This window comes from Acinetobacter sp. FL (assembly GCF_040744925.1).
In the GTDB taxonomy this organism is placed as follows: domain Bacteria; phylum Pseudomonadota; class Gammaproteobacteria; order Pseudomonadales; family Moraxellaceae; genus Acinetobacter; species Acinetobacter radioresistens.
The window spans coordinates 2,305,969-2,332,279 of the sequence record NZ_CP160437.1 but is presented as its reverse complement, the minus strand read 5'-3'; the positions used below and the strand labels follow the sequence as shown (position 1 = coordinate 2,332,279).

Here is a 26,311-nt window from a genome sequence, read left to right as displayed (position 1 = left end):
TTTTATTATTTAGATATAAACTTAAGGCTTTTTAATAGTTTCCTGTTCTACAGTCATATCATGCACATACGCATATTTTGATTGATCGGCAGCAACATTTTTACGTTCATAGCGCTTTACCCGTACGATGACTCGCTGGTTAGGGTCATGCTTAAAACCTTCAATATGATCATAAAATAGTGTCCAATCTTTATCGACCTGCGTTTTTATACCTTTATCATCATATTTGATTTCACGGACCTGCAGACAGGTTTGTGGCGCAACTCCTGTACATGACTTGGTTTCAGGTGCTATTTCTAGAAAAATAGTTTCACCTTGAGACTGATATTGAGCTTCAGGGGTCATGTTACCCTTAAATGTATAACTTTGACCTTGGGTATCTTTCAAGATCAGGGTGGGCTGTTCAGGGTTCGCCAGATTGAGTTCAAAAGGAATACTGCGTTTTTGAAATAGGGAACTGGAGAACTGCTCCTGTTTCATTAATACCGGATCACATGCCATCTGCGTTGAAACTAAGTCACCAGTTAATAGCTGACCATTTTCAATTTTCCAGCTTGTACCCTGACGGTTACATCCGGTATCAATTCCAATCCGGTCATTGGAAAAATTCAACAGGATAGGTTCTTTGGAACCCTCCGGTTGATAGGTCCAGTTATAAGAAGTTAAAGCACTATGTTCAAGCATTTTACTACCTTTAAACACGTGCTTTTGTCCCTTTGTATCTGTAATGGTTAAAATGGCCTGACCATTCGCTAAGCTAATATCAAAATTTGAACGTGCTTCATTGAAGATACTGCTAGAGAGCTGTTCCTGTTTCATTAAGTCTGACTGGCAGGCCATCATGGTTGAGATCAGATGAGAAGTTACCAATTTACCTTCTTCAATTTTCCAGCTGCCGCCTTGTCCGTTACAGCCAGTCTGTATAGATAACTGATGATTATCTATAAAATTGATGACTAGAGGTTTAGAAGCTTGAGAATTCTGGTAAGTCCAGCTATAGGCAGAGAGCTGCTGCTCAGTATCGGCTTGTTGTGAGACATGTGGCTGCTTTTGATGCGGCTGAATAGATTGGCAAGCCATTAAAGAAAAAGGAAGCAGGGCAAGAAACAAATATTTCAATTTCATTTTAAATCTTTTGTTACAACTAAATTAGAGCATAGCTTAAGGCATCGTTCAGCTCATAAAAACCGGACTGGTTAGGTTTTTAGTTTTAAAACGTATTGTTTTGTAACTTCAAATGAGGGTTTCAAATGAAGTTTTTCTAATCATAGTGAATATTTGTACTAATCAAACCTGTAAATATCCATTCCTAGAGCCCCCATAGAAAAACTGCTATGAACCAGACTGAATCTTGAGCCAGTTCCCATAGCAAAGAAAAGGGGAGCTAAATGCTCAAGAGTGGGATGATTCCGTGCAATATAAGGCAAATGTTGCCATTCAAGTACTTCATCATAACTGCTATGGCTGAGTTTACTCACCACATGGTTGCGAAAAGTCGAAGCCCATTCAGGTACTTCAGACGTATTACCGTGCCAGTTTAACTCGGCCAGATTATGAGTAATGCTACCTGAACCAATCAATAAAATTTGTCGTTCACGTAGAGGCGCCAGCACTTGCCCAATTTGATAAATCTCATCAGCACTCATGCCCATAGGCAGCGAAATCTCGATTACCGGAATTTCTGCTTCGGGATACATGTGCAATAAAGGCATCCAGACACCATGGTCACGCGGGCGGATATTGTTTGCATGTGCCTGTATCTGTGCTTCAGCAAGCAGATGCAAAATTTCTTCGGCCAGTTCCGGGTTACCCGGAGCACGATAGTGAATTTCATAAAGTTCGGCTGGAAAGCCACGAAAATCATGCCAGGTTTCGGGACGCGTTGCTATACTCACTTCCAGGGCCTGACTTTCCCAGTGAGCCGACATTACAATAATAGCTTCCGGTTTAGGCAGGTTAATGCTCAAACGTTCTAAGGCAGGTCCCACCTGTTCCGGATCAAGAGCGAGCATGGGGGAACCATGCGAAATAAATAAACCGGGGAGAGTCTGTAAATTCATGAGCGCCTGACCTGAGCAATTTAAATTAAACTTCATGATGCAGAAAAAAAGCCGCTTATTAAAGAAGCTTTATTTCAACGGTATGTTTCAAAAATGCAATTATGGGATTAAGAGCATTCAAGCGCGGTGATAAGGATGATTATGATTAATACTCATTGCCCGATAAAGCTGTTCGATCAACATCACCCGGACTAAAGGGTGAGGTAAGGTCAGCTTGGAGAGTGACCAGTGCCAAGCTGCTGTTTTACGGACTTGATCTGAAAGCCCATCCGGTCCACCGATTGCCAGAGCTATATCGTGTCCTTCAAGCATCCAGCCTTTCATTGTCTCAGCCAGCTTCTCGGTGCTGAGTTCTTTTCCACCCACTTCTAGTGCAATCAGGATTTCGCTGGGTTTAAGGGTAGCGAGAATACTTTCACCCTCAATCTGGCAATATTTTAATATATCTGCGTCTGAGTCATTCTTGCCGCGTTTAGCCATGGGTAACTCAATGACCTGAGTTTGTACAAACGGTTGAATACGTTTGAAGTAATCTTCAAAGCCAGTCAAAACCCAAGCTGGCATTTTTTGACCTATGGTTAAAATACGGATTTTCATAACTGCTGTTTGGTATCAAAGTAACATTATTATAACGTTGAAATGCTATCTGTACTGATACAAAAAGACATAATGAAGCTGGAAAATAACCAGAAGGACAGGTTGCCCATACGAACAACAAGCCTGTCATGATAACAAATGGAAAAATAAGCGAATGTGGAATCGGTTGATATACAGATACTTAATTTTAATTATAAGCGGTTTTTTTTCATGTGTAGCAGCAGCTGATCTAAGCACATCTTTTAAGCAGGCAGATCCTTCTAATCTAACAGTTTACATGAACCAGATTATTCGGCCGGGAGTTGCACGAAATTATAAAAATGTAGAGGAACTTAATCGGATCTCAGCAGGATTAAAAGAGCAGATGCGTCTGTTCGGTATACCCTGTAACTATCAGACTTATGAAGTATACGGAAAAAATTATCGAAATGTCTTGTGCTATATCAATGTTGGCCGCTCAGATAAAATGATTATCGGTGCGCATTATGATGCTTTTGAAAAAACTTCTGGAGCAGATGCCAACGCCTCCGGAGTCGCCGGTGTACTTGAAATAGCACGCATTCTGGCAGCAGAGCGCTCTTCCTTAAAGCATAATATCGAATTTGTCTTTTATACCTTAAAAGAGCAGCCATTTTTTAAAACTGCACAAATGGGAAGTTATATTCATGCCAAATCGGTACAGCAGCAAAAAGAGCAGATTAAGGCAGCTTTCATACTTGATATGATAGGCTACTATGATATTAAAAATGTACAGCAGTATCCGGCAGGCATGAAATGGATATATCCAAGTCATGCCAATTTTATTGCAACCTTAAGTAATATACAGTCAAGCGATATCGGGAATGCTTACTGCGAATCAATGCAGCAGTTAAACCAGCTGGATTGCCAACGTATGGTAACACCTTCATTTCTGGCAGGGGCTGATTTTTCTGACCATTTTAACTATTGGCAATTTGATATTCCGGCAATTCTGATTACAGATACCGGAAAATACCGCAACAAGTTTTACCATACACAAGAGGACCGTATTGATAAGCTTGATACTGTAAAGATGGCTCAGGTAATTAACGGCTTAGCCTCTACCATTCTGGAATCTAACTTCTAAAATTAAAGTATTTAAGACAAAAAAACGCAGTCCTTAAAAGGGGCTAAAAGGACTGCGAAATAGGCCATCCGTCTGGAGATACAGATGGCCATCTAGTGTACGTTGTGAGAGAAAGTAAAGCCCACAGAACCGTATATCTATACTGAATAAGATGGGGAAACTACTCAGCTTTTTCAAGCTAGAATAAAGGCCACACATACTATATATACATTTTTTAACACAAAAAAGAGAGCCGAAGCTCTCTTTTTCTTATTTACCCTTAGTGGCGGGCTGTATTTGACTCTTCAACTGGTTTTACCAGAGGTTGCTTTGGAAGAGGTTTTGGCATAGAGGTTAAAGCAAGTGGCAAGATCTCATCGATACTTTTCACTGCCTTGATTTCTAGCCCTTCCTTCACATTTTCTGGAATTTCTGCAAGATCACGTACGTTCTCTTGTGGAATGAAAACCAGCTTGATACCTCCACGGTGGGCAGCAAGCAATTTTTCTTTCAACCCACCAATACGCATTGCACGACCACCCAGACTGGTTTCACCTGTCATTGCAATATCTGCTCGAATTGCAATACCAGTAAATGCTGAAACAAGTGCAGTAGTTAAAGCAAGACCGGCAGATGGGCCATCTTTTGGTGTTGCACCTTCAGGCAAGTGAACGTGTACATCTGTTTCTTCAAAACGCGATGCCTCAATTCCAAGTTCATCTGCACGGGTACGCACTACTGTCATAGCCGCAGTAATCGATTCTTTCATAACATCACCCAAAGAACCGGTAGTAATGAATTTACCCTTACCTTTAACTGCTGCAACTTCAATAGTCAGTAATTCACCACCGACTGAAGTCCATGCCAGACCATTTACACGGCCAACTTGAGCTTCTTCTTCCGCCATGCCAAAGTCAAACTTGTGTACACCCAGATAATCTGGCAAGTTTTCTGCAGTAACATCAACATGCAGATTTTTGGCTTTCTTGCTCACGGCTTCTTTCACGACTTTTCGCGCAATTTTGGAAACTTCACGCTCAAGACTACGTACACCTGCTTCACGAGTATAACGACGTATGATGTCACGAATCGCTTCTTCATGTACTGTTAACTCTTTAGCACGTAACCCGTTATCTTTAATCGCTTTAGGTACCAAATAACGATCAGCAATATTTACTTTTTCGTCTTCGGTATAGCCCGGCAAACGGATGACTTCCATACGGTCAAGTAATGGACCCGGAATATCCATACTGTTTGCAGTACAGATAAACATGACTTCAGACAGGTCAAGATCCAAATCAAGGTAATGGTCATTGAACTTGTGGTTCTGCGACGGGTCAAGCACTTCAAGTAATGCAGAAGCAGGGTCACCTCGATAATCCTGTGCCATCTTGTCAATTTCATCAAGCAAAAACAGCGGATTCTTAACGCCGACTTTTGTCAGGGACTGCACAATTTTACCTGGCATCGCACCAATATAAGTACGACGGTGTCCACGTATTTCAGCTTCATCACGCACGCCACCTAAAGCCATACGCACAAATTCACGACCTGTAGCTTTAGCAATAGATTCACCAAGAGAGGTTTTACCTACACCTGGAGGGCCAACCAGACAGAGGATTGGTCCACGCAGCTTTTTCACACGCGACTGTACTGCAAGATACTCAACGATACGCTGTTTTACTTCATCTAGGCCATAGTGGTCAGCATCCAGGATTTCCTGAGCTTTATTCAGGTTAATACTAACTTTGCTAGCCTTGTTCCACGGTGTATCTAAAATAACTTCCAGATAGTTACGTACCACAGCCGCTTCACTTGAAGCCGGTTGCATCGCTTTTAGCTTACGGAATTCAGCTTCAGCTTTTTTGCGTACATGTTCTGGCAGATCAGCTTCTGCGAGACGTTTTTCAATCTCGGCCACATCATCTTCAGCGCCACCATTCATGTCAGAGAGTTCGCGCTGAATAACCTTCATTTTTTCATTCAGGAAATATTCACGCTGATTCTTTTCCATCTGGCGTTTAACTGAATCATGCAAGGTCTGTTCTAGCTGTTGCTCTTCAGATTGCTGAAGCAGATAAGTCATCAGTTCTTGCAGATGAACTTCGAACTCATCATGTTCAAGGAACTTCTGTTTCACTTCAATATTAAGTGGAACTCGAGTCGCAACAAAGAATAACAGTTGCAGCAGATCTTCAATTTTATTGGCCGCCGCAATCAGCTCCCGCGCATTACGCAATTTTGCTTCAGCATACTGGGCAAACAAGGTACGCAAATCTTGCAGGCGGGCATCTTGCTCTTCCTCGCTAGACTCTACAGTCATTGGACTAAGAGTATGCTCAGCGCTCAGATATTCTTCTGAGTCAATAATACGGGTAAGTTTAGAGCGATGCAGGCCTTCAATCAGGACTTTAATACAGTTTTCATCATTTTCATGATTCACAACTTGCACAATCTTCGCGACAGTACCGTATTGATAAAGGTTGTCGTGATCAATTTCTTCTGTAAGCGAATCTCTTTGTGCAACTACAAATACTAAATTGTCACTGTTACGAGCCACATCAACTGCATTGATCGATTTTTCACGACCCACGAATAACGCAATTTGCATGTGTGGATACACCACCACATCACGTAGCGCTAATAGTGGTAATACACTTGGAACCTGAGGCTCTAAGGTTTGTTCATTCATAAGATATTCGGACATGGGCACTCCTAATGAGTGACAACGGTGTTGCCATGACTTTTATAGTGATGGGTAATTTAAAAAATACAAGGGCCCATGCAGATAAATTGTTTTATTTTTAGATGAGATATGAAAAGTTCATAATTTTAAACAAGTTAAAAGTATAGTTAAGATTAAAAATAATGTATTTTCGTAGGTGTAACTAATGCATTTAAAGGTTGATCCCATTTTTCCCGCTTTAATCTTGAGGGAATAAACTGGAAATCATGTGCTATTCCTAACCGGTACGGATACTGTGCAGCATGAGCCAAGGTACGATCATAATAGCCTCCGCCCATACCAATGCGTGTCCCGCTAGAGTCACAAGCAAGCAACGGCATTAAAATTAAATCTAATACAGTAACATTACAGCCCCGGCCTGCCATGGGCTCCTTCATGCCTAATGGATGATAGGCAAAGCACTGATTGCGATACTGATCACGACTTATAGAAACCCAAACCAGTTTTTGACTCATGTTGCAGATCATAGGTAAGTAAACTTTCTTACCTTTTTTAAAACAGTACTCAATAATTTTACGTGTATGGATTTCACCAAAAGCATTCAGGTAAATACCGATTTTATCAGCATGTTGAAACCTTGGCATTTTTATAAGATGTGTCAGCACTTTTTGTTCAGATTGCCGATGCTCAAAAATACTGACTTGGCGACGTTGAGAACGCAGAGATCGCCGTAAAGAGTGAAGAGAAGTGGACATAATAATTTCAATTACTTTCCAAGTTAAATCGATTTAAAGACTGATGATCTATAAACTGATCAGACAGCTATCTTATTATTAACATGTTATATTGTCCCAATAAGATAATTTGGCTCTGTACCCTTAACCAGACTTTATACTATCACAATCTTATTTTAGTATCAGCTCGCAGCTATAACAGAGCAACGGAAAAATTCTGCTATTACGGCAGTGATTAAAAAATGATAGACTGTAATAATAGATTATTTAATATTATTATTAAATTTGATTCATTATATTCTTATCAGTCATATGTATATCCACTTTAGAGTAAATCTTATATAAATAAAATGATGTTATATTCTGAATATTATAAAACTTGAAGTTGCAATAAACTAATTGTGTGTCACACATGTTATAATAGTTATTATAGTAGTAAACTAAAAATTAGAAAAGTAAAACTAGCTAATAATTATGGCTTTGAAGGATTATAAATATGTGGATTAGTTTTCTAAAGTCTTGAGAAATTTATTGAAATATATAAAATAATTATTATTGATCTAGAATCTATTAATTATACTATAACATAAATTTAAAACTACTATTTTATTTTCCTATAAAAATTTTTAATTAATAGTTTAATTGTATTTATAATAATTTTTTTATTAAAAAACAACTTGTATTTTTTGGTTAATCTTATGCATCTTGGAACCTTGTGATTATATTTTTATATATAGAAGGTGTTAAAAGTGGTTAAGAATAAAATATAATTTATTATAAAAAACCGTAAGATATTTTTTATTAATTTACTTTAATTTTAAATATCGAAAAATGAACAATTTTAACGATTAAAATAGGAATATTTCATATATTTAAAAAAGAGTTTTATAATTATAAATCTTATATTAGGTATACAACATTTAGCCTATGCAGACTGGATTAACCAAGCCGCTATGAAAGTTGAACCTCATACTATCCAGTTAAGACACTATATTCATGCAAATCCCGAGTTGGGAAATTTAAAATTTAAAACCTCTGAACTGGTACAAAAAGAACTTAATGCCTATGGTGCTGAGGTGAAAAAAGGCTTCGCAATAAACAGATGTTATAGGTGTACTGAAAGGAGGAAGACCCGGACCGGTCATTGCACTACGTGCCGACATGGACGTTTTACCTATGCAAAAAAAGGCTCCGGTTTCTTTTGCCAGTCAGGTCACAGGGTTATATGAGGGTAAAATAACGCCAGTTGCCCAAGCATGTGGCCATGATGCTCATACTGCTATGTTATTGGGTGCTGCGCAAGTTTTGGCTGAACATAGGGAAAAAGTTGCAGGTACAGTTGTATTTGTTTTCCAGCCTACCGAAGAAGGGAGAGCAGATATTGATAATTTTAGTCAGGACGAACAGGTGGGTTCAAGAAAAATGATCGCAGATGGTGCATTGAGTAATTCAAAGCCAGAAGTGATTTTTGGATTGCATGTTATGGCAGGTATGCCAAGTGGCCACTTATATTATAAAGATGGTGCTGTCTTAAATAGTGCTGATGGTGTCCGGATTACTTTAGACGGCCAACAGGTTCATGGTTCCATGCCATGGAAAGGAAGAGACTCGATTGTTGCTGCGGCAGACATTATTCAGAACATGCAAACACTGGTATCGCGTCGTACTGATCTTGGCAAGGGCATGGACGTTATAAGTATAGATCAGATTCAGGGAGGAACCAGTGGCAATATTATACCGGAACAGGTATCGATGACCGGAACTATCCGCTCCAATCATGAATACATTGGCCAGAATATTTTAAAGAGCTTGCCTAAAATGATTGATCGTACTGCAAAGGCCAATGATGTTCAGGCCAAGATAGAAATTTCTGCTTATGCTCCTATGACACTTAATGATAAAACTTTAACTCACCTTATGGCTTCCAGCTTAAAGTCAGTTGTAGGGGAGAATAAAGTTCATGTGCTGGAACAAAATGAAAGTGCCAGTGAGGACTTCGCGTATTATGGCCAGATCATACCAGCTTTATTTGTATTTCTAGGGGCTACCCCAACCGATCAGGACATGCACAAGGCAGCCCCTGACCATAGTCCCTATTTTATGGTAGATGATAAAACCTTAAAAATAGGAATAGTTTCACATATACGTTTTGTGATGGATTATCCAAAAATTGCCGGTCAGATTCAAGCTGCCTAGAGAGCAAAAAAATAATAGAAATTCATATAGAAATCAGAAAATAGAGATAATGATCCCTATTTTTGGATGATAGAGATTCTTTATTGAAATTGCTGTCGATAAGCTTCTGGCGTAAGACCTACTAAAGCCTTAAAGGCACGGGAAAAATTAGAAGAAGATGAATAGCCGAGTTCATAGGCAATCTGGGTAATGCTGGCAGATGAATGAATTAGTCTCTCTTGTGCTTTTAATATGATAACTTGTTTTTTTATTCCATTGAAATCAGCATTTTTTCTATGTAACTGTCGTTGTAAGGTTTTGGTTGAAACATGCAGTAATTCTGCACATTCGGTAAGAGTTGGCATTTGATAAGTATTTAAGAGAATCATTTTGATCCATTCAGGGAAATCCTGACTTTGGGTAATCTCCTTCATTTGTTCCTGACATTTAAACTCTACTGCTTTTAAGGTCATTTCATCTGCTAATGGCAGTTTATAAGCCAATAGCTCCTGACCGAGAGTAATTTTTAAACCAGGGCGGTTAAGGGCATTAAAGTGAAACCTGACCTGCTTTAACTGGTTAATTTGTTTAAGATGAGGCGGTTCAGGCAGAGATAAAAAAATAGAAAAGGATAAGAAAGGTGAATCGATTAAGTCATTAAGATTATTATGTAGGGCGATAGCAATCGCTTCAATGTGAAAATTCAACACAGATTGATCCATGTCTAGTTCAGGCTCAATCAGCCATTCGGCCTGCTGATTTTTATTGAAATAAATTGATGCTTTAAAACTTGGCATAATCAGACTGAAGTATCTGGTCACCAGCTTAAGAGCATGTTCAACTGTCTTGGAAGTTAAAATTGCATAACCTACCAAGCTATGTGAACTTAAGTGTAACGAGCGGCCAAGTTCAAAGGCCAGATCAGTATTTACCGGGAACCTTAAACAGTACTGAATTATTTTTTCTACTTGAGAAATACATACTTTCAAGTCCGGTTGAGCCAGATACTGTTCTATATCGATATGCAGTTCGTCCAGAAATACCTGTATAGGAATATTTCTGGCTATGAGCAGTTCGACCAGTTTCAAATAGTAACGTACAGGTATAAGTGGAACATTCTTATTAATCATTTTAACACAGCTCTGGTCTCCATACCGATAAAAACTTAAGCAATTCTCTCTATTATTTTCTAAAACTATAAGGAGAACTGGCAGTAACTTTATTTTCTGTATTATTTAATCAGTTTAAGATCGTTCAGTTCTGGTTTTAAACAAATGCACATATTTACCTAAAACCTTTTCTCGGGCTTTAGGATAAAAATTAATCTTATCTATATGACCATCATAGTGTTTAATCACACGTTCATCCATTAATTTAAACCACCATTTTGGAATTAGAGCGGGGAGAACCATACTGGCATAACCCGCGGGTAACTGTGGAACATTATCGTAATGGCGCAGGGACTGAAAGCTGCGGGTCGGATAGGCATGATGATCCGAATGGCGCTGTAGCTGATAGAGCAGTACGTTACTGAACCTGCTGTTATTGTTCCAGCTGTGTTCTGGCCGGGTACGGGCATACCGGCCACTACCTAAATCCTCACGTTTTAAGCCATAATGTTCCATGTAATTAACGACTTCAAACAACGTGATACCACAAAATGACTGCGTAAGCTGGGTTGGAATAATTCCTGCTCCAAACAGCTTTAGCATAAGCATGTGATAGGCAGCAGTTATTGTCCATCCATGAAACAGCTCGTTCTCTAGAGACCAAAATGTTTTCCCTTTGCGGCCCAAGCGTCGTGTTTCAATTTCTATGGCTGACTTAAAGCTTCCAGTTACAGTTCTTGGCCAGAACTGCCAGAAACTTTCACCTAACTGCGAAGAAGCCGGATCTTCAGGGGTAGCTACACGACGGTGATGCCCATAAGGATGTTCAATACGGAAATGGTTATACCCTGTAGGGGCAAGACAAAGATGCGAAAGGTAATGTTCCAGCTTGCCTGACTTATGGCTCAGCTCATGTGCAGTATTAATTGCTACACCATTGACCAGACCAAGAATATGGCCAAAAAGAATACGCTCTTCCAGTGAAACTGCTTTTTGACTGACAAGATAATTACCATACAGATTGGCAATTATCTGTAAAGGAATAAATAATTTAACAACCCGTGCATAATAGGGATCATTCTCCAGATCAGTTACAGCTTCTTCAGGCGGATTTTCCGGGTCTTCTCCCATATATTTATCAATGGCTGGAATGATGATATGTAATGCCAGAGGGCCCATATAGGTAAATAATTTCTTAGTAATTTTAGGGCCAAACTGATAACCCAAAAAGGTAGCATTGGCAATATTGGGTACAACCAGACCTAACAGCCAGAGTTTACGTTTTTTATCTGTGAATTTAACGGGCTCTGTGATCTTGTCTACTTGAGTAATTGCATTCATCATCTATTCCATGAGTTATTTTATTTATTGATAAACTCAAGTATGACTTTAAAAGGTTGTAAGCAAAATTCATTAGCGGACATTTATCATTCATTTTAAGACACTAAAAGAGTGGCTACTGACTTACCTTTATAAAAATAATAGTTTTTATGAGGTAATATCTGGTGATTAAAATAATTAAGATCTTTCTTAAGAAAAATAGAAGTATTGTTTTAGTAAAACTATAGAATATTGTCTACTATTTTAATATTACTTAAATTTTTAGGATCATATTTAATCTTAACTTTATTTCCGACATGATAAAGTGGGATATCCTTTTTATTTATAATGACTTTGATATTTGGACTTTCTACTACACCGGATGATATTTTAAATTTGAATCTCATATAAAATAGAGGGCGATACTGTACATAAATAGCAGAATCTAGTACATAACTGAGCTCAGCAATTGTAACTACTCCTCTTCTATAGAGAACTATTTTATAGAATAAATCTTTTAAAATTATTTTCCAGAAAATATAGGCAATGAAAAGCCCGAACCATAAGGAGAAAATAACATAAAATATTTCTTTTAAATTCATTTGGTTGTAAAATATTTTGTAGTTTAAAAGCAATATTTAATATACTTTGATTTCTGAGATAAACCAAGTAAAAATATAATTAGATATATTGATTATAAAAATTCAGATTTTTTATTATATTTTAATGCCCTGCTTTAATTAAATTTTACTTCTAGGGCGATATTGATATAGGGAAGTAGAAAGATATTTATAAATAACTAAAGCTAAAGGCTGGTCATAAAAAGTTAAAAACTAATATTTGAGGAGGGCTGTATTGGATATTACTCTTATTCTTTTAGGCTTGTTTGCCTTTTGTGGAGGATTAATTGATGCGGCAGTGGGCGGCGGTGGCCTCGTTCAGTTACCGGCACTAATACATGCTTTACCCCAATATAGCTTGGCTACCGTATTTGGAACTAACAAGATTGCTGTCCTGGCGGGCACTTTCTCATCTATTTTTACTTATATAAAAAGAGTGAAAATAGTTTGGAAGCTGATATTTCCAATCATGATTTCAGCTTTTACCTTTGCTTTTCTAGGGGCAATGTCTGTTTCCCTTATTCCTAAAGAATTAATGAGATATATTGTTTTTTGTCTGTTGATTCTGATTGCAATATATACTTTTATTAAAAAAGATCTAGGAAAAACTCATACTGAGCTACAGTATGGTAAAAAAGAAATTGGTCTGGGCATACTTTTTGGTGGATTGATTGGCTTTTATGATGGAATTTTTGGTCCAGGCAGTGGTAGTTTTTTAATTTTCCTGTTTGTTAGAATTTTTTCATTCGATTTTCTTAATGCTTCAGCATCTGCAAAGCTTGTAAATCTGGGAACATTTACTGCCTCATTATTGTTTTTTATTCCTGCAGGCCATGTATTATGGAAAATTGTTGCCTTTGTAGGCGTCTGCAATGTCTTAGGCTCCCTGGTCGGGACTATCTTGGCATTGCGATATGGTAGTGGTTTTATCCGTATATTTTTTCTTGTTCTTCTTATATTTTTGATTGGGCGAATGGGTCTTGAGCTTTTTAAATAGCCTAAAAAACAATCTGAAATTAAAAACAGACTAGTTTGAGTCTGTGGCTACTGTTAAAGATAAAAAAATTAAGCTTCATCTAAAGTGACCAGAGAATTTAGATGCTGAACAGGACTTTTTATGGTCGCGCTAATCTATAAAAATGCGTTAAGATGGTGCAAATCGGGTTAAAGGCTGGGATATCAGTATGAATTTTTTTAAAAAGAAAAATAAGGCAAGCTTTGTATTTTTTATTATTACGCTTTATGCACTGATCGGCTTTAGTTTAGGGTATTTCATATGGGAAGACCTTTTATAGCAGAAATGAATCAGGCGATAGCGCTATGATTGATCACTGCTTAAATCAGTCGGCTAGCTGGAATCTGTTCCTCATGTCCCCATATCTGGCCAACAAATATACCTAGGCGTTTTGTTAGCTTTGTATAGCGACTTAAAACAATGTCTATAGAAAGCTAACCTGAAGATCTAGAAGTTATTTATAAATCAATTCGTTAATTTAGCAGAATAACCTCTTTATAAAGCATGACTACAGCTAAGAAGCTCATCATTAAAGAAAGGCTTTTCAACAGTATTCTTTGTATTTTGATATTTTTAAGAATTTTCTTTATCTTCCATGAGAAAAATATATAGAGACTGCCAATAATGGAGAGAGTAATAACCGTGATAATAATAAGTAATAAACTATACTGTTGAAGCGAGTTTAACCCAAAAATAGCAGGGACCAAGGCAAGATAAAACGAAATGGTTTTAGGATTACTAAGAGTAATCAGTAAACCGTCTCTATAGGTTGAGAAAGTTTTATTTACATCCAGGACAGCCTGTTCTTGAACAAGATTTTCATTGAACATCCAAAATTTATAGGCGATAAATAATAAGTAAAAGCATGAGATAATGACAATATAGGCTGAAAAATTGGAACTCAATTGAGTAAGATAAGAAATAAAAAAAATAGAAATAGATAAAAAAATAATATCTCCTGTAATCAGACCTAGAAGGGCAGAGTAAAACTTGAAGTGCGACATAAACCACCTAATTAATTTAAAGGGTTTATGGAGTATATAAAATTGTCATACCATCATCTTAACTTTGAAGATCGTACTGCATTAATGCTTGAGTCAAGAAAAGAAGGCTTTTCAGCCAGAAAATTTGCTGAACTCATTAAAAGACATCCTAGTACGATCTATCGTGAGCTTAAAAGAAATAGCATCAATGACGTTTATCAAGCTCGATATGCTTCTGATAACACCTTCGCTAGACGTAGACGTGGTCACAGAAAACTCAAAATCGATTCAATCCTCTGGAAATTTATTGTTGAAGCGATCCGTTGTTTATGGTCTCCTCAGCAAATAGCAAAGCGTTTAAAGACATTTCCTGATTTGGATCAAACAATGAATGTAAGCCATACAACGATTTATTCAACGATACGCGCATTACCAAAGGGTGAGTTGAAAAAAGACTTATTATCCTGTCTGCGTCATGAAAATAAAAAGCGAAAAGCTAACGGTGAACCTAAAAAAGATTCTATATTACAGGATATTAAAACTATTCATGAGCGCCCAGCCGAAGTTCAAGAAAGAAAAATACCGGGTCATTGGGAAGCTGATTTAATTAAAGGTAAAGACAATAAAAGTTCGATAGCAACACTTATTGAACGAAATACACGGCTCTGTATCTTGGCAACATTACCTGATGCAAAGGCAGAATCAGTGCGCAAGGCTTTAACTGAAGCTCTGAAATATTTACCTGCAGAACTGCGTAAAACGTTGACCTATGACCGTGGACGCGAGATGGCAGAACATAAAATACTTGAAGAAGATTTAGGCATAGATGTATATTTCTGTGACCCACATTCACCCTGGCAAAAAGGCACATGCGAAAATATGAATGGTTTAATTAGGCAATATTTACCTAAAGGGATTGATTTAAATCAGGCAGATCAGCATTATTTAAATCAAGTTGCCATGTCACTGAATACTCGTCCTAGAAAAGCGTTAGATTGGCTTACACCATTAGAGAAATTTGCTCAGCTTGTTGATTATCATAAGACTTTTCAAACTGTCGCACCTCATGTTTGAATTCGCCAAGCATCAATATGCCACTCCAATAGCCTTGGCTAAGTGTCTTAAACATTAACCCTGTCATGCCTGGTCCAGGCAGGAAAGCTGCCAATGCTAGCGTTAAACTGTAGGTGAAAATCTGGGTTAGAATATCCATACTATAAAGAATCAAATAAGAACCTGGTTTTATTTTTCTATAAAATCACAGAAAAAAATGATCTATTTATTCTATTAAAATTAAAAATTAAGGTATAAATTTAAGTTTTATTATATTTATTGGAAATATTATACCTATATGCAAATCGATAAGACAGATGCCAGAATTCTGGAGCGTTTACAGGCAGATTCACGAATTACCAATTCTGAACTATCGGAATATATTGGCATGTCAACATCGCCGTGCTGGAGAAGAGTGAAGCAGCTAGAAGAAGCACAAGTTATTAAAGGTTATGGCGTGCTTATTGACCGAAAGAAAATAGGTCTGGGTGTGATGGTTTTTATAAGGGTTTCTATTGATAGCCATAGTGAAAAAGAGGCAAGGAAATTTGAAGAAGAAGTAACCGCTTTAGAGCATGTAGTAGCTTGTTATAGTATTGGTGGGGATGCAGATTTTTTATTACAGGTCGTTTCTCCCGATCTGGATACTTACGCTGAATTTTCAATGTCAGTGATCAGACGTTTACCGGGTATAAAAGAAATGCAAAGTATGTTTGTATTAAAAGAAATAAAACCTTTTCTGTCTTTTCCAGTCAGAAGTCAAAGATAGTTTTTATAAATTATTAAAGCTTAAATTATTTTAGAGAAAACTGGTGTCTCCGGTGATGCCGCTGCATGTCGTTACCCTTGAACCCTAAAGTTCAAGGTGGACGCGACGCATACTTGCTGGGTTTCCTGCTTAGGGCAGGCATACACTCTAAATATGCAGAACGCAATCCTAAAGTGATGATATCGGCTCAGGGGAATAGACTCGCTGGCGAACATCTCAGAGACAAGTTAAGTATAACTGATCTGAAGCTGATGGCAATTGAATAAACTTTTAGGAGTGTAAAGTTAATTTTCAATTGACGAGTATTTATACGTAATCATGTATATATCAGACAATTTTCTCGACATCTTGCATAATCGTACTCAGCAAACGTTCACAGTGTGCATATTCCTGAAGTGATTTATTTAAAGTCAGTACTTCCTGCATTAGGGAAAGCGCTACCATAATAACCAGTTTGTTATGTTCAGTCCGTGGAGCATTACGGCGTATTTCATGAAATTTTTCATTTAACAATTGCCCGGCACGCTCCAGTTCTTCCTTTTTGTCCGCAGTAGTTGCCAGCCGGAAAGTCTGTTCAATCAGACGCAGTTCAACCATTACCGGTTCACTCATGTCGAAGACTCCTCACTCATATCCGTGTTTGGGTGGGCAAGCTGCTGGATTTCCTGCGCATGCTGATCCTGACTGGTTCCTAAAATGGCCAGACGCTGAATAATGGCTTCTACCTTGTGTTTAGCCAGTTCGTTTTTCTGAAGCAGCCGCTCACGCTCCTGCTGAAGATCATGTATTTCCTGCTGGGCCTGACGTTGCTGGGCCTGTAACTGCTCTTTAGTCGCACGGAGTTCATTCCGTTCGCTTAAAATTTCCTGAAAACGATTTTTAAGGTCAGTACAGCTTTTTTCTAGACGGCTATACCGATCTGCCAAAGCAGTGGCATCTGTATTGAGCTGTTTAAACTGACTTTCTACACTGCCCAGTTTCTCTGTCAACTGGTCAATTTCTTCTTGTTTTTGGGTAATGATGCCATTTTTTTGCACAACTTGAGCGTGATGATGCTGATCACTCTCTTCTTTGGCTTGAACGAGCGAACTATTTTCACTCTCAAGATGATGAAGCCGTGTTTTTAAAACACCAATATGCGCCTGTAGACGCTGTAATTCTTCTAACATAACGAGGTCGCACAGAATTGCAATCAAAGGTAATATATAAGCAGTATAAAGATTGGAAAAGCGAATGCAAGACGATATTTCAGGTTGGACAGACTGGCAGCAACAATTTAATGGAATTGAAGAAATTTCGAGCCCAAGTGAGTTACATGGCTTACTCACAGGTATAGTTTGTGTTACAGAGGCGCCTACTCGAGATGAGTGGATGAATATTCTCGCAACTCTTCATGTACCTGCTTTAAATGATGAAGCACTGGCCATGCTGGCAGAGGAAGCAGAAGATGTATTTCATGCGCTATCAGAAGATGAACTCGACTATTTACCTTTACTGCCTGATGATGAGCATATGCTGGCTGATCGGGTACAGGCACTGGCAGACTGGTGTGCAGGTGTAGTGCTGGGGTTTGGCCTTGCATCAGGGCATATTCGATCTGACGAAAAAGAACTGATTGAGCACTTACAGGATGTAGCCGCAGTTGAATTTGAAGAGTCAGATGATGATGAAGAAGGCGAGGAAAGCTATCAGGAGTTATATGAGTTTGTACGTCTGATACCGGTTAGCCTTTCGATTGGACGTAAAAAAATTACAGTCTCAGAAAGCTCATTATTGCAACATGTTCAGGCTCAGGCTAAAAAGACCGCCTTATCTGATAGCCAAAATGTAGTTGAAATGTTTACGCCGCACCGCCCGAGTTAACTCGGACCTGGTGTTTGGTTAATACCAGCCGTGTTATATCCCATACTTTACAATTAAAGATTACCAGCATGATAAAACTGACTCAAGAAGACTTTCAACAGCGTCGCGACTGTCTGGCTGTACATATGGGGCCAAACAGTATCGCCATTATTGCCACCAGTCCGGTCGCCTACCGTAACCGGGATGCTGACTATAAATTCCGTGCCGACAGCAGCTTTTACTATCTGACCGGGTTTGCAGAACCAGAAGCAGTGGCAGTCATTGAAACCTTTGAGACAGCAGATGACTACACTTACAGCCTGTTTTGCCGTGAACGTAACCGGGAAATGGAAATCTGGAATGGATACCGTGCTGGTATTGATGGCGCAATTGAAGATTATGAAGCTGATGAAGCTTATGCGATTGATCTGCTTGATGAAGAGATTATTGAAAAGTTGCTGAATAAAGCACGTCTGTACTATCGTATTGGACACAATGCCGAATTTGATGCCCGGGTCAGTCAATGGATTAAGCAGGCTGATACCCAGCAGCGTCGTGGCGATGGCTCTCCATCACAGCTTTTACAGCTGGACCGTATTTTAGATGAAATGCGCCTGATCAAATCTGCCAAAGAAATTGAGATCATGCAAGCCGCATCTGTAATTAGTGCACAGGCCCATACTCGTGCCATGCATCAGGTACGGCCGGGCATGATGGAATATGCTCTGGAAGCAGAGCTAAATTATGTATTTGGCCAGCATGGTTGCGTACCGTCCTATAACAGCATTGTCGGTGGTGGAGCTAATGGCTGTATTTTACATTATGTAGAAAATAACCAGCCACTTAAAGATGGTGATCTGGTACTGATCGATGCCGCTTGTGAATATGAGCATTATGCCTCTGATATTACCCGTACATTTCCGGTAAATGGTAAATTTAGCCCTGAACAGAAAGTCTTGTATGAAATTGTATTAAAAGCTCAGCTGGCTGCTATTGACGCAGTACGTATCGGGAATTCTTACCGTGAACCGCATGAGCGTGCAGTTTGTATCCTTACAGAAGGTCTGGTAGCACTCGGACTTTTAAAAGGTAATGTAGATGAACTGATCGAAACTGAAGCTTACCGCCAGTTCTATGTGCATGGTACCGGCCACTGGCTGGGGATGGATGTGCATGATGTCGGGTCTTATAAGAAAGATGGGGAGTGGCGCAGTTATGAAGCTGGTATGGTGGTTACTGTTGAGCCCGGATTGTACATTGCTCCAGACGATGAAACCGTAGACAAAAAATGGCGGGGTATTGGGATCCGCATTGAGGACGATGTAGTGGCTACAGAACATGGTCCACTGATTTTAACAGCCGAAGTCGTAAAAACAGTTGCAGACATTGAGCATTTAATGGCTCAGGCCCAGCATTAATCTGCCAGAAATAAGGAAACTGTTATGCAGCAACAAGTGATTATTGTTGGTGGGGGGATGGTCGGCTTAAGTCTTGCTTTAATGTTGGCTAAAGCCAAAATCAGAGTCAAGTTGCTCGAAGCTATTCGCTACCCTGACTACACCGATACAGAAAGTGTTCCCTATCACTCAAGTTTCGATGCACGTAATACGGCACTTTCACGCCGGAGTGTACAGATTTACCAGAAGTTAGGGCTGTGGGAGGCTCTTCAACAGCATGCTACACCTATTCTGGAAGTTCATATTACAGAACAGGGAAGTTTTGGTAAGGCTCGTCTGAAAGCTGAGCAGGAAAATGTTGAGAGCTTTGGACAGGTGATTGAGAATGCCTGGCTTGGACGGGTACTTCTAACTCAAGTGCGCCAGCAACCTTTGATAGAATTAATTGATGGAGTACAGGTTAAGGCATTAACTCAAGATACAGAACAGGTCTACATTAAGGCAGAACGAGAAGGTCAAGAACTGCAACTTACTTCAAAACTGGTGATTGCTGCTGATGGCCGCGATTCTTTTTGCCGACAGGCCTTGGGTGTTGGTGTAGATGTGCATGATTATGACCAGGTGGCAATTGTCACCGCGGTACAGACATCCAAACCGCACCGTCAGGTTGGTTTTGAGCGTTTTAGTCCTTTAGGACCGTTGGCGCTCTTGCCACTTCCGGGTGAGTATCGACGTTCTGTGGTCTGGCCAGTCAAAAAGGGGACTGAACATGAGTGGCTGGGTGAAGAAAATGATCAGCATTTTTTAAATGCCTTACAACAGACTTATGGTGACCGGGCAGGGAAATTTGAAAAGACCGGAAAACGCTTCAGTTATCCATTGTCACAGGTTCTGGCCCATAAACAGGCAGTTGGCCGGGTAGTTTTGATGGGCAATGCTGCACATACACTCCATCCTGTGGCCGGTCAAGGTTTTAATCTGTGCCTGCGTGATGCGGATGTCTTGTTGCGTTTTCTCGGCAGTCATCTGACAGTATCTGATGATCTGGGTGAGCTAGAAGTTCTAAAAGCTTATGAACAGGCCCGCCTGACCGACCAGCAACGGGTCATCAAGTTTTGTGATTCGGTAGTACGAGGTTTTAGTAATCAGAATCCGGTTCTGAAACTGCTACGCAATACCGGTCTGATTGCTTTTGATATAGTCCCGGGAATAAAACCTCTAGTAGCCAATTATGCAATGGGGCTAAAAGCATGAGTGAAATTCTAGATGTGGTTATTGTCGGTGGCGGTCTGGTTGGTGGTCTAACAGCATTATTATTGGCGCAAGGTGGAGTTCAGCCTACTGTACTGGATGCGGCACCGGTCTTGGCAGAAGCGCAGGTATTGCCTGTAGTAAATCCCAGGGTATTGGCACTGAGCCAAGCGACCATTCATCTTTTAAAAACAGTAGGTGTGTGGAAAGAAATCGTCAGACATATGCCCTATACCGGTATGCAGGTCTGGAATAAAAATGGCTATGGCGAAATAGCTTTTGGTCATGAATCACAGACCTTTCCGCCAGAAGATCAGTGGCTTGGCTCAATGGTCGAGCCGAGTATACTCAACCTTGCGATTCAGAAAAAATTGCTGGAAAATGTACAGGATTATCGTACCCAAATTAAAGTCACTCACATTGAACAGGGTATAAATGGCTGGCATCTACAGCTTGCTGATGGTTCAGCAGTATATACCCGGTTACTGATCGGGGCAGACGGTGCTCAATCCTTTGTACGTGAACAGGCTATGATCGATCTGGACGTGCTGGACTACAAACAATCAGCGGTTAGCTGTGCCATTAAAACCGCCCAGCCACATCAGCACGTAGCACGCCAGATCTTTTTGCCCACTGGCCCGCTGGCTTATCTGCCTATGGCCAGTATAAAACCTGAAGAATATGGCTACTGGCAATCCATTGTATGGACTTTGCCAGAAGGTTATGCCGATGAATATTCGGCTCTAAGTGATGAAGAATTTGCCCGGCTTTTAACTAAAGAAAGTCAGCATATGCTGGGAGAAGTTCAAATAGTGCGTTCAAGGGCCAGCTTTCCTTTAAAAGCGCGCTCCGCTCAGCGCTATGTAAAAAAAGGACTGGCATTGATAGGAGATGCTGCTCACGTGATCCATCCGTTGGCCGGTCAGGGAGTAAATATTGGTTGTCTGGATGCTGCCATACTTTGTGATGCATTATTACATGATGCTAAACGGGGAGTATGGGCACATGAGCAGACATTGCTACGTTATGAGCATCGCCGTAAAGGACAGAATGCAGCTATGATGCATGGCATGTCAGTGTTGGGCTGGCTTGAAACCCGAGAGCTGTTTCCAGTGATCTGGGCACGAAATCTGGGGAAAAAGCAGGTTAATCAGCAGCTATTATTTAAAGATCTTTTTATGATGCAAGCTAGTGGCCTGATTCACTTAAAAGATACACGTTATTGTAAAACTGGCGAATAAAAACACTTTCGTGCATTTCTTTTATAATTGATTACGAATTTGATTAAAAAAGATACGTTTTTTCTGCTTTTGGCTCTTTGCGAATTCGCTAGAGATTGCTAAATTCCAACCTAAATTACCACGGTTCACCATGGAATATAGGCATTTATGGGGAGTGAGAAAACAGATATGAATGATTATGATGATGTAGAAGATGTAGCAGTCGATGAAGACGAAGCAAAAGCAGCTGAGAAAGGTGCAGTTGACGAAGAAGCGGTTCTTAACGACACAGATCTGGCGGAAGCTGAAACTCTGACCGTCACTGCAAAGCAGAAGAAACGTCAAGCTTTGGAAGATGAAATAGCACGCTTTTTGGCAAGTGGTGGGAAAATTACTGAAGTCCCGCCTGATGAAGGTGTACGCAGCTAATCGCATTGAACAGAGTTAATCTAAAAAAGCATCATTCGTGATGCTTTTTTAGTTAGGACATTAATTTCAATAACCTATCCGGTTTGAGACTGCAATTCCAAGGCGCGCTGGTAAGCCACTTTCTTTTTAATACCAGTCAAGTCCGCAGCAAGTTGAGAAGCAGCTTTAACTGATAAATCCTGAAGCAGGCGGCTCAGAAGCTGGTCGAGTTTCTCTTGATCAATATCTTTTTGCTGGATAGAGCCTCCTACCACAACGACAATTTCACCCTTTTGCTGATGATGGTCTGCTTCAATAAAAGTGACCAGTTCACCTAGGGTCATTTTTTTGATGGTTTCAAAGGTTTTGGTAATTTCCCGTGCAAAACCGACCGGACGCTCTGACCCAAATACCTTTGCCATATCCTGGATGCTGTCCAAAATACGGTGAGGTGCTTCATAAAAAATTAAAGTTTGCGTTTCATCTTTCAGTTTTTCCAGCTGCGCCAGACGCTGTGAAGACTTGGAGGGCAAGAAACCTTCAAAACTGAAACGGTCACTAGGCAGACCAACTGCACTTAAGGCTGCAATTGCAGCACAGGCGCCAGGCACCGGTATCACTCGAATACCTTTTTCTTGAGCCGCACGTACCAGTTTAAAACCAGGGTCACTGATCAGGGGAGTACCTGCATCACTGATCAGCGCCATATTTTCACCTGATTGTAATTTTTCAATTAAATAATCAATTTTATTATTTTCATTATGATCATGACATGCAGTAAGAGGCGTGGTTATATTATAATGTTTTAATAATTGGGCAGACTGTCGTGTATCTTCTGCTGCGATCAGAGCTACAGATTTAAGAACATCAATTGCTCGATAGGTCATATCATCCAGGTGCCCAATCGGCGTTGCCACTACAAATAATTGAGCACTCATAAGGGTGGTTCCATGATTAATAATAAAAAAGTTTTGCTGTTGATCAGTTTGTTCAGCTTCATGCAGACAGTGCAGGCAGAAGTTCTGGTTATTCTACCTGAAACCGGCCCGCTCGCGCGAGCTGCCTCCAGTGTGAAGCAGGGGTTTATGAGTGCTTATGAAGCATCTGGCAGTCAAGAACAGCTTAAATTTGTAAACTCATACGGACAAAACATGAAAAGCCTGTTCGCCAAACATATAAAACCCAAGACTCGGCTAGTTGTAGGGCCATTGAGCCGTGAAAAAGTAGAAGAGGCCGTCAGGCTTAATCCAAAAGTACAGGTACTGGCTTTAAATGAAATTGGGCAGCATCATAACAAGGTATTACAGTTTAGCCTGTCTAAAAATGCAGATGCAGCTACTATGGCCGCGCTTATGCTTCGTGACAATATCCGTCAGGTGTCAGTTTTAAGAGAACCGGGCATAGAAGCAGATAGTGAAATCTTTTTAATTGCACTGATGTCACAACTGGATTATCCGGTTCAGATCATTGAAGTTTTGCCTAAAAAACTGCCGAAACAGCAGGCACTTTTACTGCTGGGTAAGACTGACTGGCTCAATAGCATGGTTAAATTACCAAAAACAGGTATTTATGCCCATGCGATTGCGATTGAAGAGGGAGCAAAAATTCCGGAGGGCTTGAAATTCTGTGATGCTCCGGCACTTTATGAAGCAAAATGGCCAGAAATGATCATAGCTTATCAGCAGCAGCCGGTTAACATGGCTTATCAGCGTCTACTGGCTTTTGGTGGAGATGCATGGACTTTGGCAGAGCATTACTTACAGCAGCCCAAAAATATTCCCATAGGTGACTTCAGTTTTGAAGGACGAACAGGACAGATCCATGTAGAGACCCGGCAGATAAAGCGCACTCCACAATGTTATCAGCAGGTGCAGGGTAAGTTGCAGCGAATAGCATTATAAAATCTTTGATTATTATAAAAATGGTTACTTTTACTAAACAGTTAGGGCAGTGGGCTGAGCAGCAGGCCAAGATATTTCTAGAGCAGCAGGGCTTTGTATTTTTGAATCAGAATTATCATTCCCGGTACGGAGAAATAGATCTGATTGTATGCCGGAACCAGGAACTAATATTTGTTGAAGTCAAAGCCCGTAGTATGACAGGTTATGGACGTGCCCAAGAAGTCATTTCCAGAAGTAAACAAAAAAAGATTATTCAGACGGCAATGTCTTTTATAAGCCAACATCCTGTTTATGAAAATTATTACTGCCGTTTTGACGTGATTTGCTTTAACTTCTCTACACAAATTGCAAAAAAGGTACAGCAAGACTTTTATAAGCTACCGTATGATCTTGAGTGGATTGAAAATGCATTTACTTTAGATTGAGAGTTCTTTACTCTGTCATACAGTCTGGGAAAATGAACCTGTCAATAAAGATCAGATCTAAAAATTAGGGAGTCTTGCTGAGTGTTTAATCGTTTCACTTTGGCTTTGCTATGTGTGGCAAGCTTATCTGGATGCGCAAGCTTTATTTCAAATGGTACTGGTGCTACTCCTGTTGGTACTGATAGTGGTGTGCGTTCATTGGGACAAGTTTTTATTGATTCTTCAATTGAACGTACTGCCAATATTAATCTTTATAAACTTGATCCCCGCTTTAAACAGTCACGTATTAATGTCGAAAGCTTTCATGGCAATGTCCTGCTTACAGGACAAGTACCTGATGTTTATCTGAAACAGCTAGCAGAGGACAATGTGCGTGCCATGTCTGATGTCAAAACCGTGCATAACTATATTACAGTGGGTGATAAAGTCGGTTATAACACTATCATGCAGGACGCAGCCGTTACCGCAAATACGCGCGGACTGATTATGAAGGCCAAAATGGTCTCTGACAGCAAAGTACTGGTGCATACAGAAGATGGCGTACTTTATGTAATGGGTCGTCTGAATAATGCTGAAATAAATGATCTTAATCAGGTTTTACAGCAGGTAGGCAATATTACCAAAATCGTTACCCTGATTGATAATGTCGAGCAGGGTTCAGGCCCAGTTGCCAGTTCTTCTCTCGCAAGTCCAGTAGCAAACAACTATGCAGCACCGGAAGTCGAAACTCCTGTTGCCATTGATCCTGATCAGCCTGAACCGGTCTCTATTCAGTAAATCTTATGCAGATTCTTCAAAATTTACAGCGTTTAACTACACAGGCGAAGCTTCGTTATCAGGAGTTTCGCCTGTATGACGCGGCTAGTTATATGCTCAATCATCTGACGCCTAGACAGTCTTTTGAATTGAACCAAGATATAGCATATGGCACAAAAGCTAGACAGCTTCTTGATATTTATCGTACTAAACATCCACTGCCTCAACGTCCGCTAATTGTCTTTGTACATGGAGGAGCTTGGCAGCATGGAGATAAAAAGGATTATGTGTTTATCGGCGAAGCATTTACACGCGAAGGCTATGATGTAGTAGTTTTAAACTATCATCTGGCCCCCCAGCATATTTTTCCGAGCTATATTGATGATCTGACCCTGGCATTAAACTATCTGGACCAGCATCAGCAGGACTTGCATATTTTAACTGAACAGCTGATTCTGATGGGACACTCTGCAGGCGCATTTAATGTAATGTCGGCAATCTATCATCCTACACCCTATACCTTGGAGTGCCGTTCAAAAATCAAGGCAGTAATTGGAATCGCCGGCCCTTATCATTTTGATTATAAGGGTGATCCAATTGCTCAGGATGCGTTTGACCAAAACATTCCTTATCATGAGGTCATGCCTTATTACTTTGTTGACCATAACCCGATCCGGCACTGTCTGGTTGTAGCTGAGAATGATCAGGTCGTTAAAAAAAGTAATAGTGATGACTTGGACCAGCAATTACGACAGTGTGGCAATTATAGCCAGATCGTGATGATCCCTAAAACTGGACATATTACAGTTTTAGGGAGCTTATCGAGTCTGTTCAGTTGGCACTTTCAAACCAAGCAAAGCATACTTAACTTTCTTGATGAAGCACTCAAGGCCAGTTAACTGGCCT

General features: G+C 39.9%; 25 protein-coding genes, 1 other RNA gene and 2 pseudogenes. 15 read left to right on the top strand and 13 right to left on the bottom strand.

Going from position 1 to position 26,311, the window contains the following annotated elements; translation table 11 throughout:
- Positions 1-21 precede the first annotated feature (21 nt).
- From ABZP31_RS10900 to rlmH, 3 genes are all read right to left on the bottom strand, one after another.
- Positions 22-1,125, bottom strand: coding sequence for an META and DUF4377 domain-containing protein (locus ABZP31_RS10900; protein WP_248130386.1), 1,104 nt, complete (start codon positions 1,123-1,125; stop codon positions 22-24).
- 158 nt (positions 1,126-1,283) lie between these two features.
- Positions 1,284-2,060 carry a class III extradiol ring-cleavage dioxygenase gene (locus ABZP31_RS10895; protein ID WP_248130385.1) on the bottom strand — a complete coding sequence of 259 codons (777 nt, stop codon included), beginning with the start codon at positions 2,058-2,060 and terminating at the stop codon, positions 1,284-1,286.
- Positions 2,061-2,177: 117 nt separating this feature from the next.
- Positions 2,178-2,657: a 23S rRNA (pseudouridine(1915)-N(3))-methyltransferase RlmH gene (gene rlmH, locus ABZP31_RS10890; protein WP_005019124.1), complete on the bottom strand. Its 480-nt coding sequence runs from the start codon at positions 2,655-2,657 to the stop codon at positions 2,178-2,180.
- Between the two features lie 154 nt (positions 2,658-2,811).
- Here rlmH and ABZP31_RS10885 point away from each other — a divergent pair, with 154 nt between their 5' ends.
- Positions 2,812-3,762, top strand: coding sequence for a M28 family peptidase (locus ABZP31_RS10885; RefSeq protein WP_034428966.1), 951 nt, complete (start codon positions 2,812-2,814; stop codon positions 3,760-3,762).
- A gap of 259 nt (positions 3,763-4,021) precedes the next feature.
- Here the strand turns inward: ABZP31_RS10885 and lon are convergent, their stop codons facing one another.
- Entirely contained in the window at positions 4,022-6,448 is a 2,427-nt protein-coding gene (gene lon / locus ABZP31_RS10880; RefSeq protein WP_248122086.1) for an endopeptidase La, read from the bottom strand.
- Positions 6,449-6,600: 152 nt separating this feature from the next.
- The gene (locus tag ABZP31_RS10875; protein WP_248130384.1) at positions 6,601-7,182 is read right to left on the bottom strand and encodes a 5-formyltetrahydrofolate cyclo-ligase; all 582 of its coding nucleotides are present in this window, start codon (positions 7,180-7,182) and stop codon (positions 6,601-6,603) included.
- Positions 7,183-8,048: 866 nt separating this feature from the next.
- Between ABZP31_RS10875 and ABZP31_RS10870 the strand changes: the two are divergent.
- Positions 8,049-9,357, top strand: a pseudogene (locus ABZP31_RS10870) (amidohydrolase).
- An 80-nt stretch (positions 9,358-9,437) separates the two neighbouring features.
- Here the strand turns inward: ABZP31_RS10870 and ABZP31_RS10865 are convergent.
- The gene (locus tag ABZP31_RS10865; protein WP_248133799.1) at positions 9,438-10,466 is read right to left on the bottom strand and encodes an AraC family transcriptional regulator; all 1,029 of its coding nucleotides are present in this window, start codon (positions 10,464-10,466) and stop codon (positions 9,438-9,440) included.
- A 114-nt stretch (positions 10,467-10,580) separates the two neighbouring features.
- Positions 10,581-11,786 carry an alkane 1-monooxygenase gene (locus ABZP31_RS10860; RefSeq protein ID WP_248133800.1) on the bottom strand — a complete coding sequence of 402 codons (1,206 nt, stop codon included), beginning with the start codon at positions 11,784-11,786 and terminating at the stop codon, positions 10,581-10,583.
- An 834-nt stretch (positions 11,787-12,620) separates the two neighbouring features.
- On the opposite strand from ABZP31_RS10860, the gene ABZP31_RS10855 reads away from it, so the two are divergent.
- Both ABZP31_RS10855 and ABZP31_RS10850 read left to right on the top strand, forming a co-directional pair.
- A complete protein-coding gene (locus ABZP31_RS10855) occupies positions 12,621-13,382 on the top strand; it encodes a TSUP family transporter (RefSeq protein ID WP_034679780.1) in 762 nt (253 codons plus the stop codon).
- Positions 13,383-13,569: 187 nt separating this feature from the next.
- Positions 13,570-13,680 carry a hypothetical protein gene (locus ABZP31_RS10850; protein ID WP_016801167.1) on the top strand — a complete coding sequence of 37 codons (111 nt, stop codon included), beginning with the start codon at positions 13,570-13,572 and terminating at the stop codon, positions 13,678-13,680.
- Positions 13,681-13,873: 193 nt separating this feature from the next.
- Here ABZP31_RS10850 and ABZP31_RS10845 read toward each other — a convergent pair whose 3' ends face one another.
- Positions 13,874-14,404: a LysE family translocator gene (locus ABZP31_RS10845; RefSeq protein WP_367156800.1), complete on the bottom strand. Its 531-nt coding sequence runs from the start codon at positions 14,402-14,404 to the stop codon at positions 13,874-13,876.
- Between the two features lie 84 nt (positions 14,405-14,488).
- Between ABZP31_RS10845 and ABZP31_RS10840 the strand changes: the two genes are divergently transcribed.
- The gene (locus ABZP31_RS10840; RefSeq protein ID WP_014538385.1) at positions 14,489-15,457 is read left to right on the top strand and encodes an IS30 family transposase; all 969 of its coding nucleotides are present in this window, start codon (positions 14,489-14,491) and stop codon (positions 15,455-15,457) included.
- Between the two features lie 7 nt (positions 15,458-15,464).
- Here ABZP31_RS10840 and ABZP31_RS10835 read toward each other — a convergent pair.
- A pseudogene (locus ABZP31_RS10835) lies at positions 15,465-15,596 on the bottom strand (LysE family translocator); the annotation flags it as partial.
- A 138-nt stretch (positions 15,597-15,734) separates the two neighbouring features.
- Here ABZP31_RS10835 and ABZP31_RS10830 point away from each other — a divergent pair.
- A complete protein-coding gene (locus ABZP31_RS10830; protein WP_034679778.1) occupies positions 15,735-16,205 on the top strand; it encodes an Lrp/AsnC family transcriptional regulator in 471 nt (156 codons plus the stop codon).
- 42 nt (positions 16,206-16,247) lie between these two features.
- Here the strand turns inward: ABZP31_RS10830 and ssrS are convergent.
- The 3 genes from ssrS to ABZP31_RS10815 all read right to left on the bottom strand — a co-directional run bounded on the left by ssrS (position 16,248) and on the right by ABZP31_RS10815 (position 17,374).
- A non-coding RNA gene (gene ssrS / locus ABZP31_RS10825) (6S RNA) lies at positions 16,248-16,431 on the bottom strand.
- Positions 16,432-16,532: 101 nt separating this feature from the next.
- Positions 16,533-16,817 (bottom strand): cell division protein ZapA, encoded by a 285-nt coding sequence (locus tag ABZP31_RS10820; RefSeq protein ID WP_005019143.1) that lies wholly within the window; start codon positions 16,815-16,817, stop codon positions 16,533-16,535.
- Complete coding sequence (locus ABZP31_RS10815; RefSeq protein WP_034679775.1) at positions 16,814-17,374, bottom strand: hypothetical protein; 561 nt, start codon at positions 17,372-17,374, stop codon at positions 16,814-16,816. The genes ABZP31_RS10820 and ABZP31_RS10815 overlap by 4 nt, the downstream gene beginning before the upstream one ends.
- Before the next feature lie 64 nt (positions 17,375-17,438).
- Between ABZP31_RS10815 and ABZP31_RS10810 the strand changes: the two genes are divergently transcribed.
- The 5 genes from ABZP31_RS10810 to ABZP31_RS10790 all read left to right on the top strand — a co-directional run bounded on the left by ABZP31_RS10810 (position 17,439) and on the right by ABZP31_RS10790 (position 22,344).
- Positions 17,439-18,068, top strand: a complete 630-nt coding sequence (locus tag ABZP31_RS10810) for a UPF0149 family protein (RefSeq protein WP_005027221.1) — start codon at positions 17,439-17,441, stop codon at positions 18,066-18,068.
- Between the two features lie 71 nt (positions 18,069-18,139).
- Positions 18,140-19,465 carry a Xaa-Pro aminopeptidase gene (pepP, locus tag ABZP31_RS10805; protein ID WP_034679824.1) on the top strand — a complete coding sequence of 442 codons (1,326 nt, stop codon included), beginning with the start codon at positions 18,140-18,142 and terminating at the stop codon, positions 19,463-19,465.
- 24 nt (positions 19,466-19,489) lie between these two features.
- Positions 19,490-20,698 carry a 2-octaprenyl-6-methoxyphenyl hydroxylase gene (gene ubiH, locus ABZP31_RS10800; protein WP_034679772.1) on the top strand — a complete coding sequence of 403 codons (1,209 nt, stop codon included), beginning with the start codon at positions 19,490-19,492 and terminating at the stop codon, positions 20,696-20,698.
- On the top strand, positions 20,695-21,936 hold the full coding sequence (locus ABZP31_RS10795; protein ID WP_034679771.1) for an FAD-dependent monooxygenase: 1,242 nt from the start codon (positions 20,695-20,697) through the stop codon (positions 21,934-21,936). The genes ubiH and ABZP31_RS10795 overlap by 4 nt, the downstream gene beginning before the upstream one ends.
- A 147-nt stretch (positions 21,937-22,083) precedes the next feature.
- Positions 22,084-22,344, top strand: a complete 261-nt coding sequence (locus ABZP31_RS10790) for a hypothetical protein (RefSeq protein WP_005019153.1) — start codon at positions 22,084-22,086, stop codon at positions 22,342-22,344.
- A 74-nt stretch (positions 22,345-22,418) separates the two neighbouring features.
- Here ABZP31_RS10790 and rsmI read toward each other — a convergent pair whose 3' ends face one another.
- Positions 22,419-23,261: a 16S rRNA (cytidine(1402)-2'-O)-methyltransferase gene (gene rsmI / locus ABZP31_RS10785; protein ID WP_005406719.1), complete on the bottom strand. Its 843-nt coding sequence runs from the start codon at positions 23,259-23,261 to the stop codon at positions 22,419-22,421.
- 12 nt (positions 23,262-23,273) lie between these two features.
- Between rsmI and ABZP31_RS10780 the strand changes: the two genes are divergently transcribed.
- From ABZP31_RS10780 to ABZP31_RS10765, 4 genes are all read left to right on the top strand, one after another.
- Entirely contained in the window at positions 23,274-24,224 is a 951-nt protein-coding gene (locus ABZP31_RS10780) for a penicillin-binding protein activator (protein WP_005027209.1), read from the top strand.
- A 20-nt stretch (positions 24,225-24,244) separates the two neighbouring features.
- The gene (locus tag ABZP31_RS10775; protein ID WP_005027205.1) at positions 24,245-24,649 is read left to right on the top strand and encodes a YraN family protein; all 405 of its coding nucleotides are present in this window, start codon (positions 24,245-24,247) and stop codon (positions 24,647-24,649) included.
- A gap of 81 nt (positions 24,650-24,730) precedes the next feature.
- Positions 24,731-25,426 (top strand): BON domain-containing protein, encoded by a 696-nt coding sequence (locus ABZP31_RS10770; RefSeq protein WP_005027202.1) that lies wholly within the window; start codon positions 24,731-24,733, stop codon positions 25,424-25,426.
- Between the two features lie 5 nt (positions 25,427-25,431).
- A complete protein-coding gene (locus ABZP31_RS10765) occupies positions 25,432-26,304 on the top strand; it encodes an alpha/beta hydrolase (RefSeq protein WP_367156799.1) in 873 nt (290 codons plus the stop codon).
- The last annotated feature ends 7 nt before the right edge of the window (positions 26,305-26,311 follow it).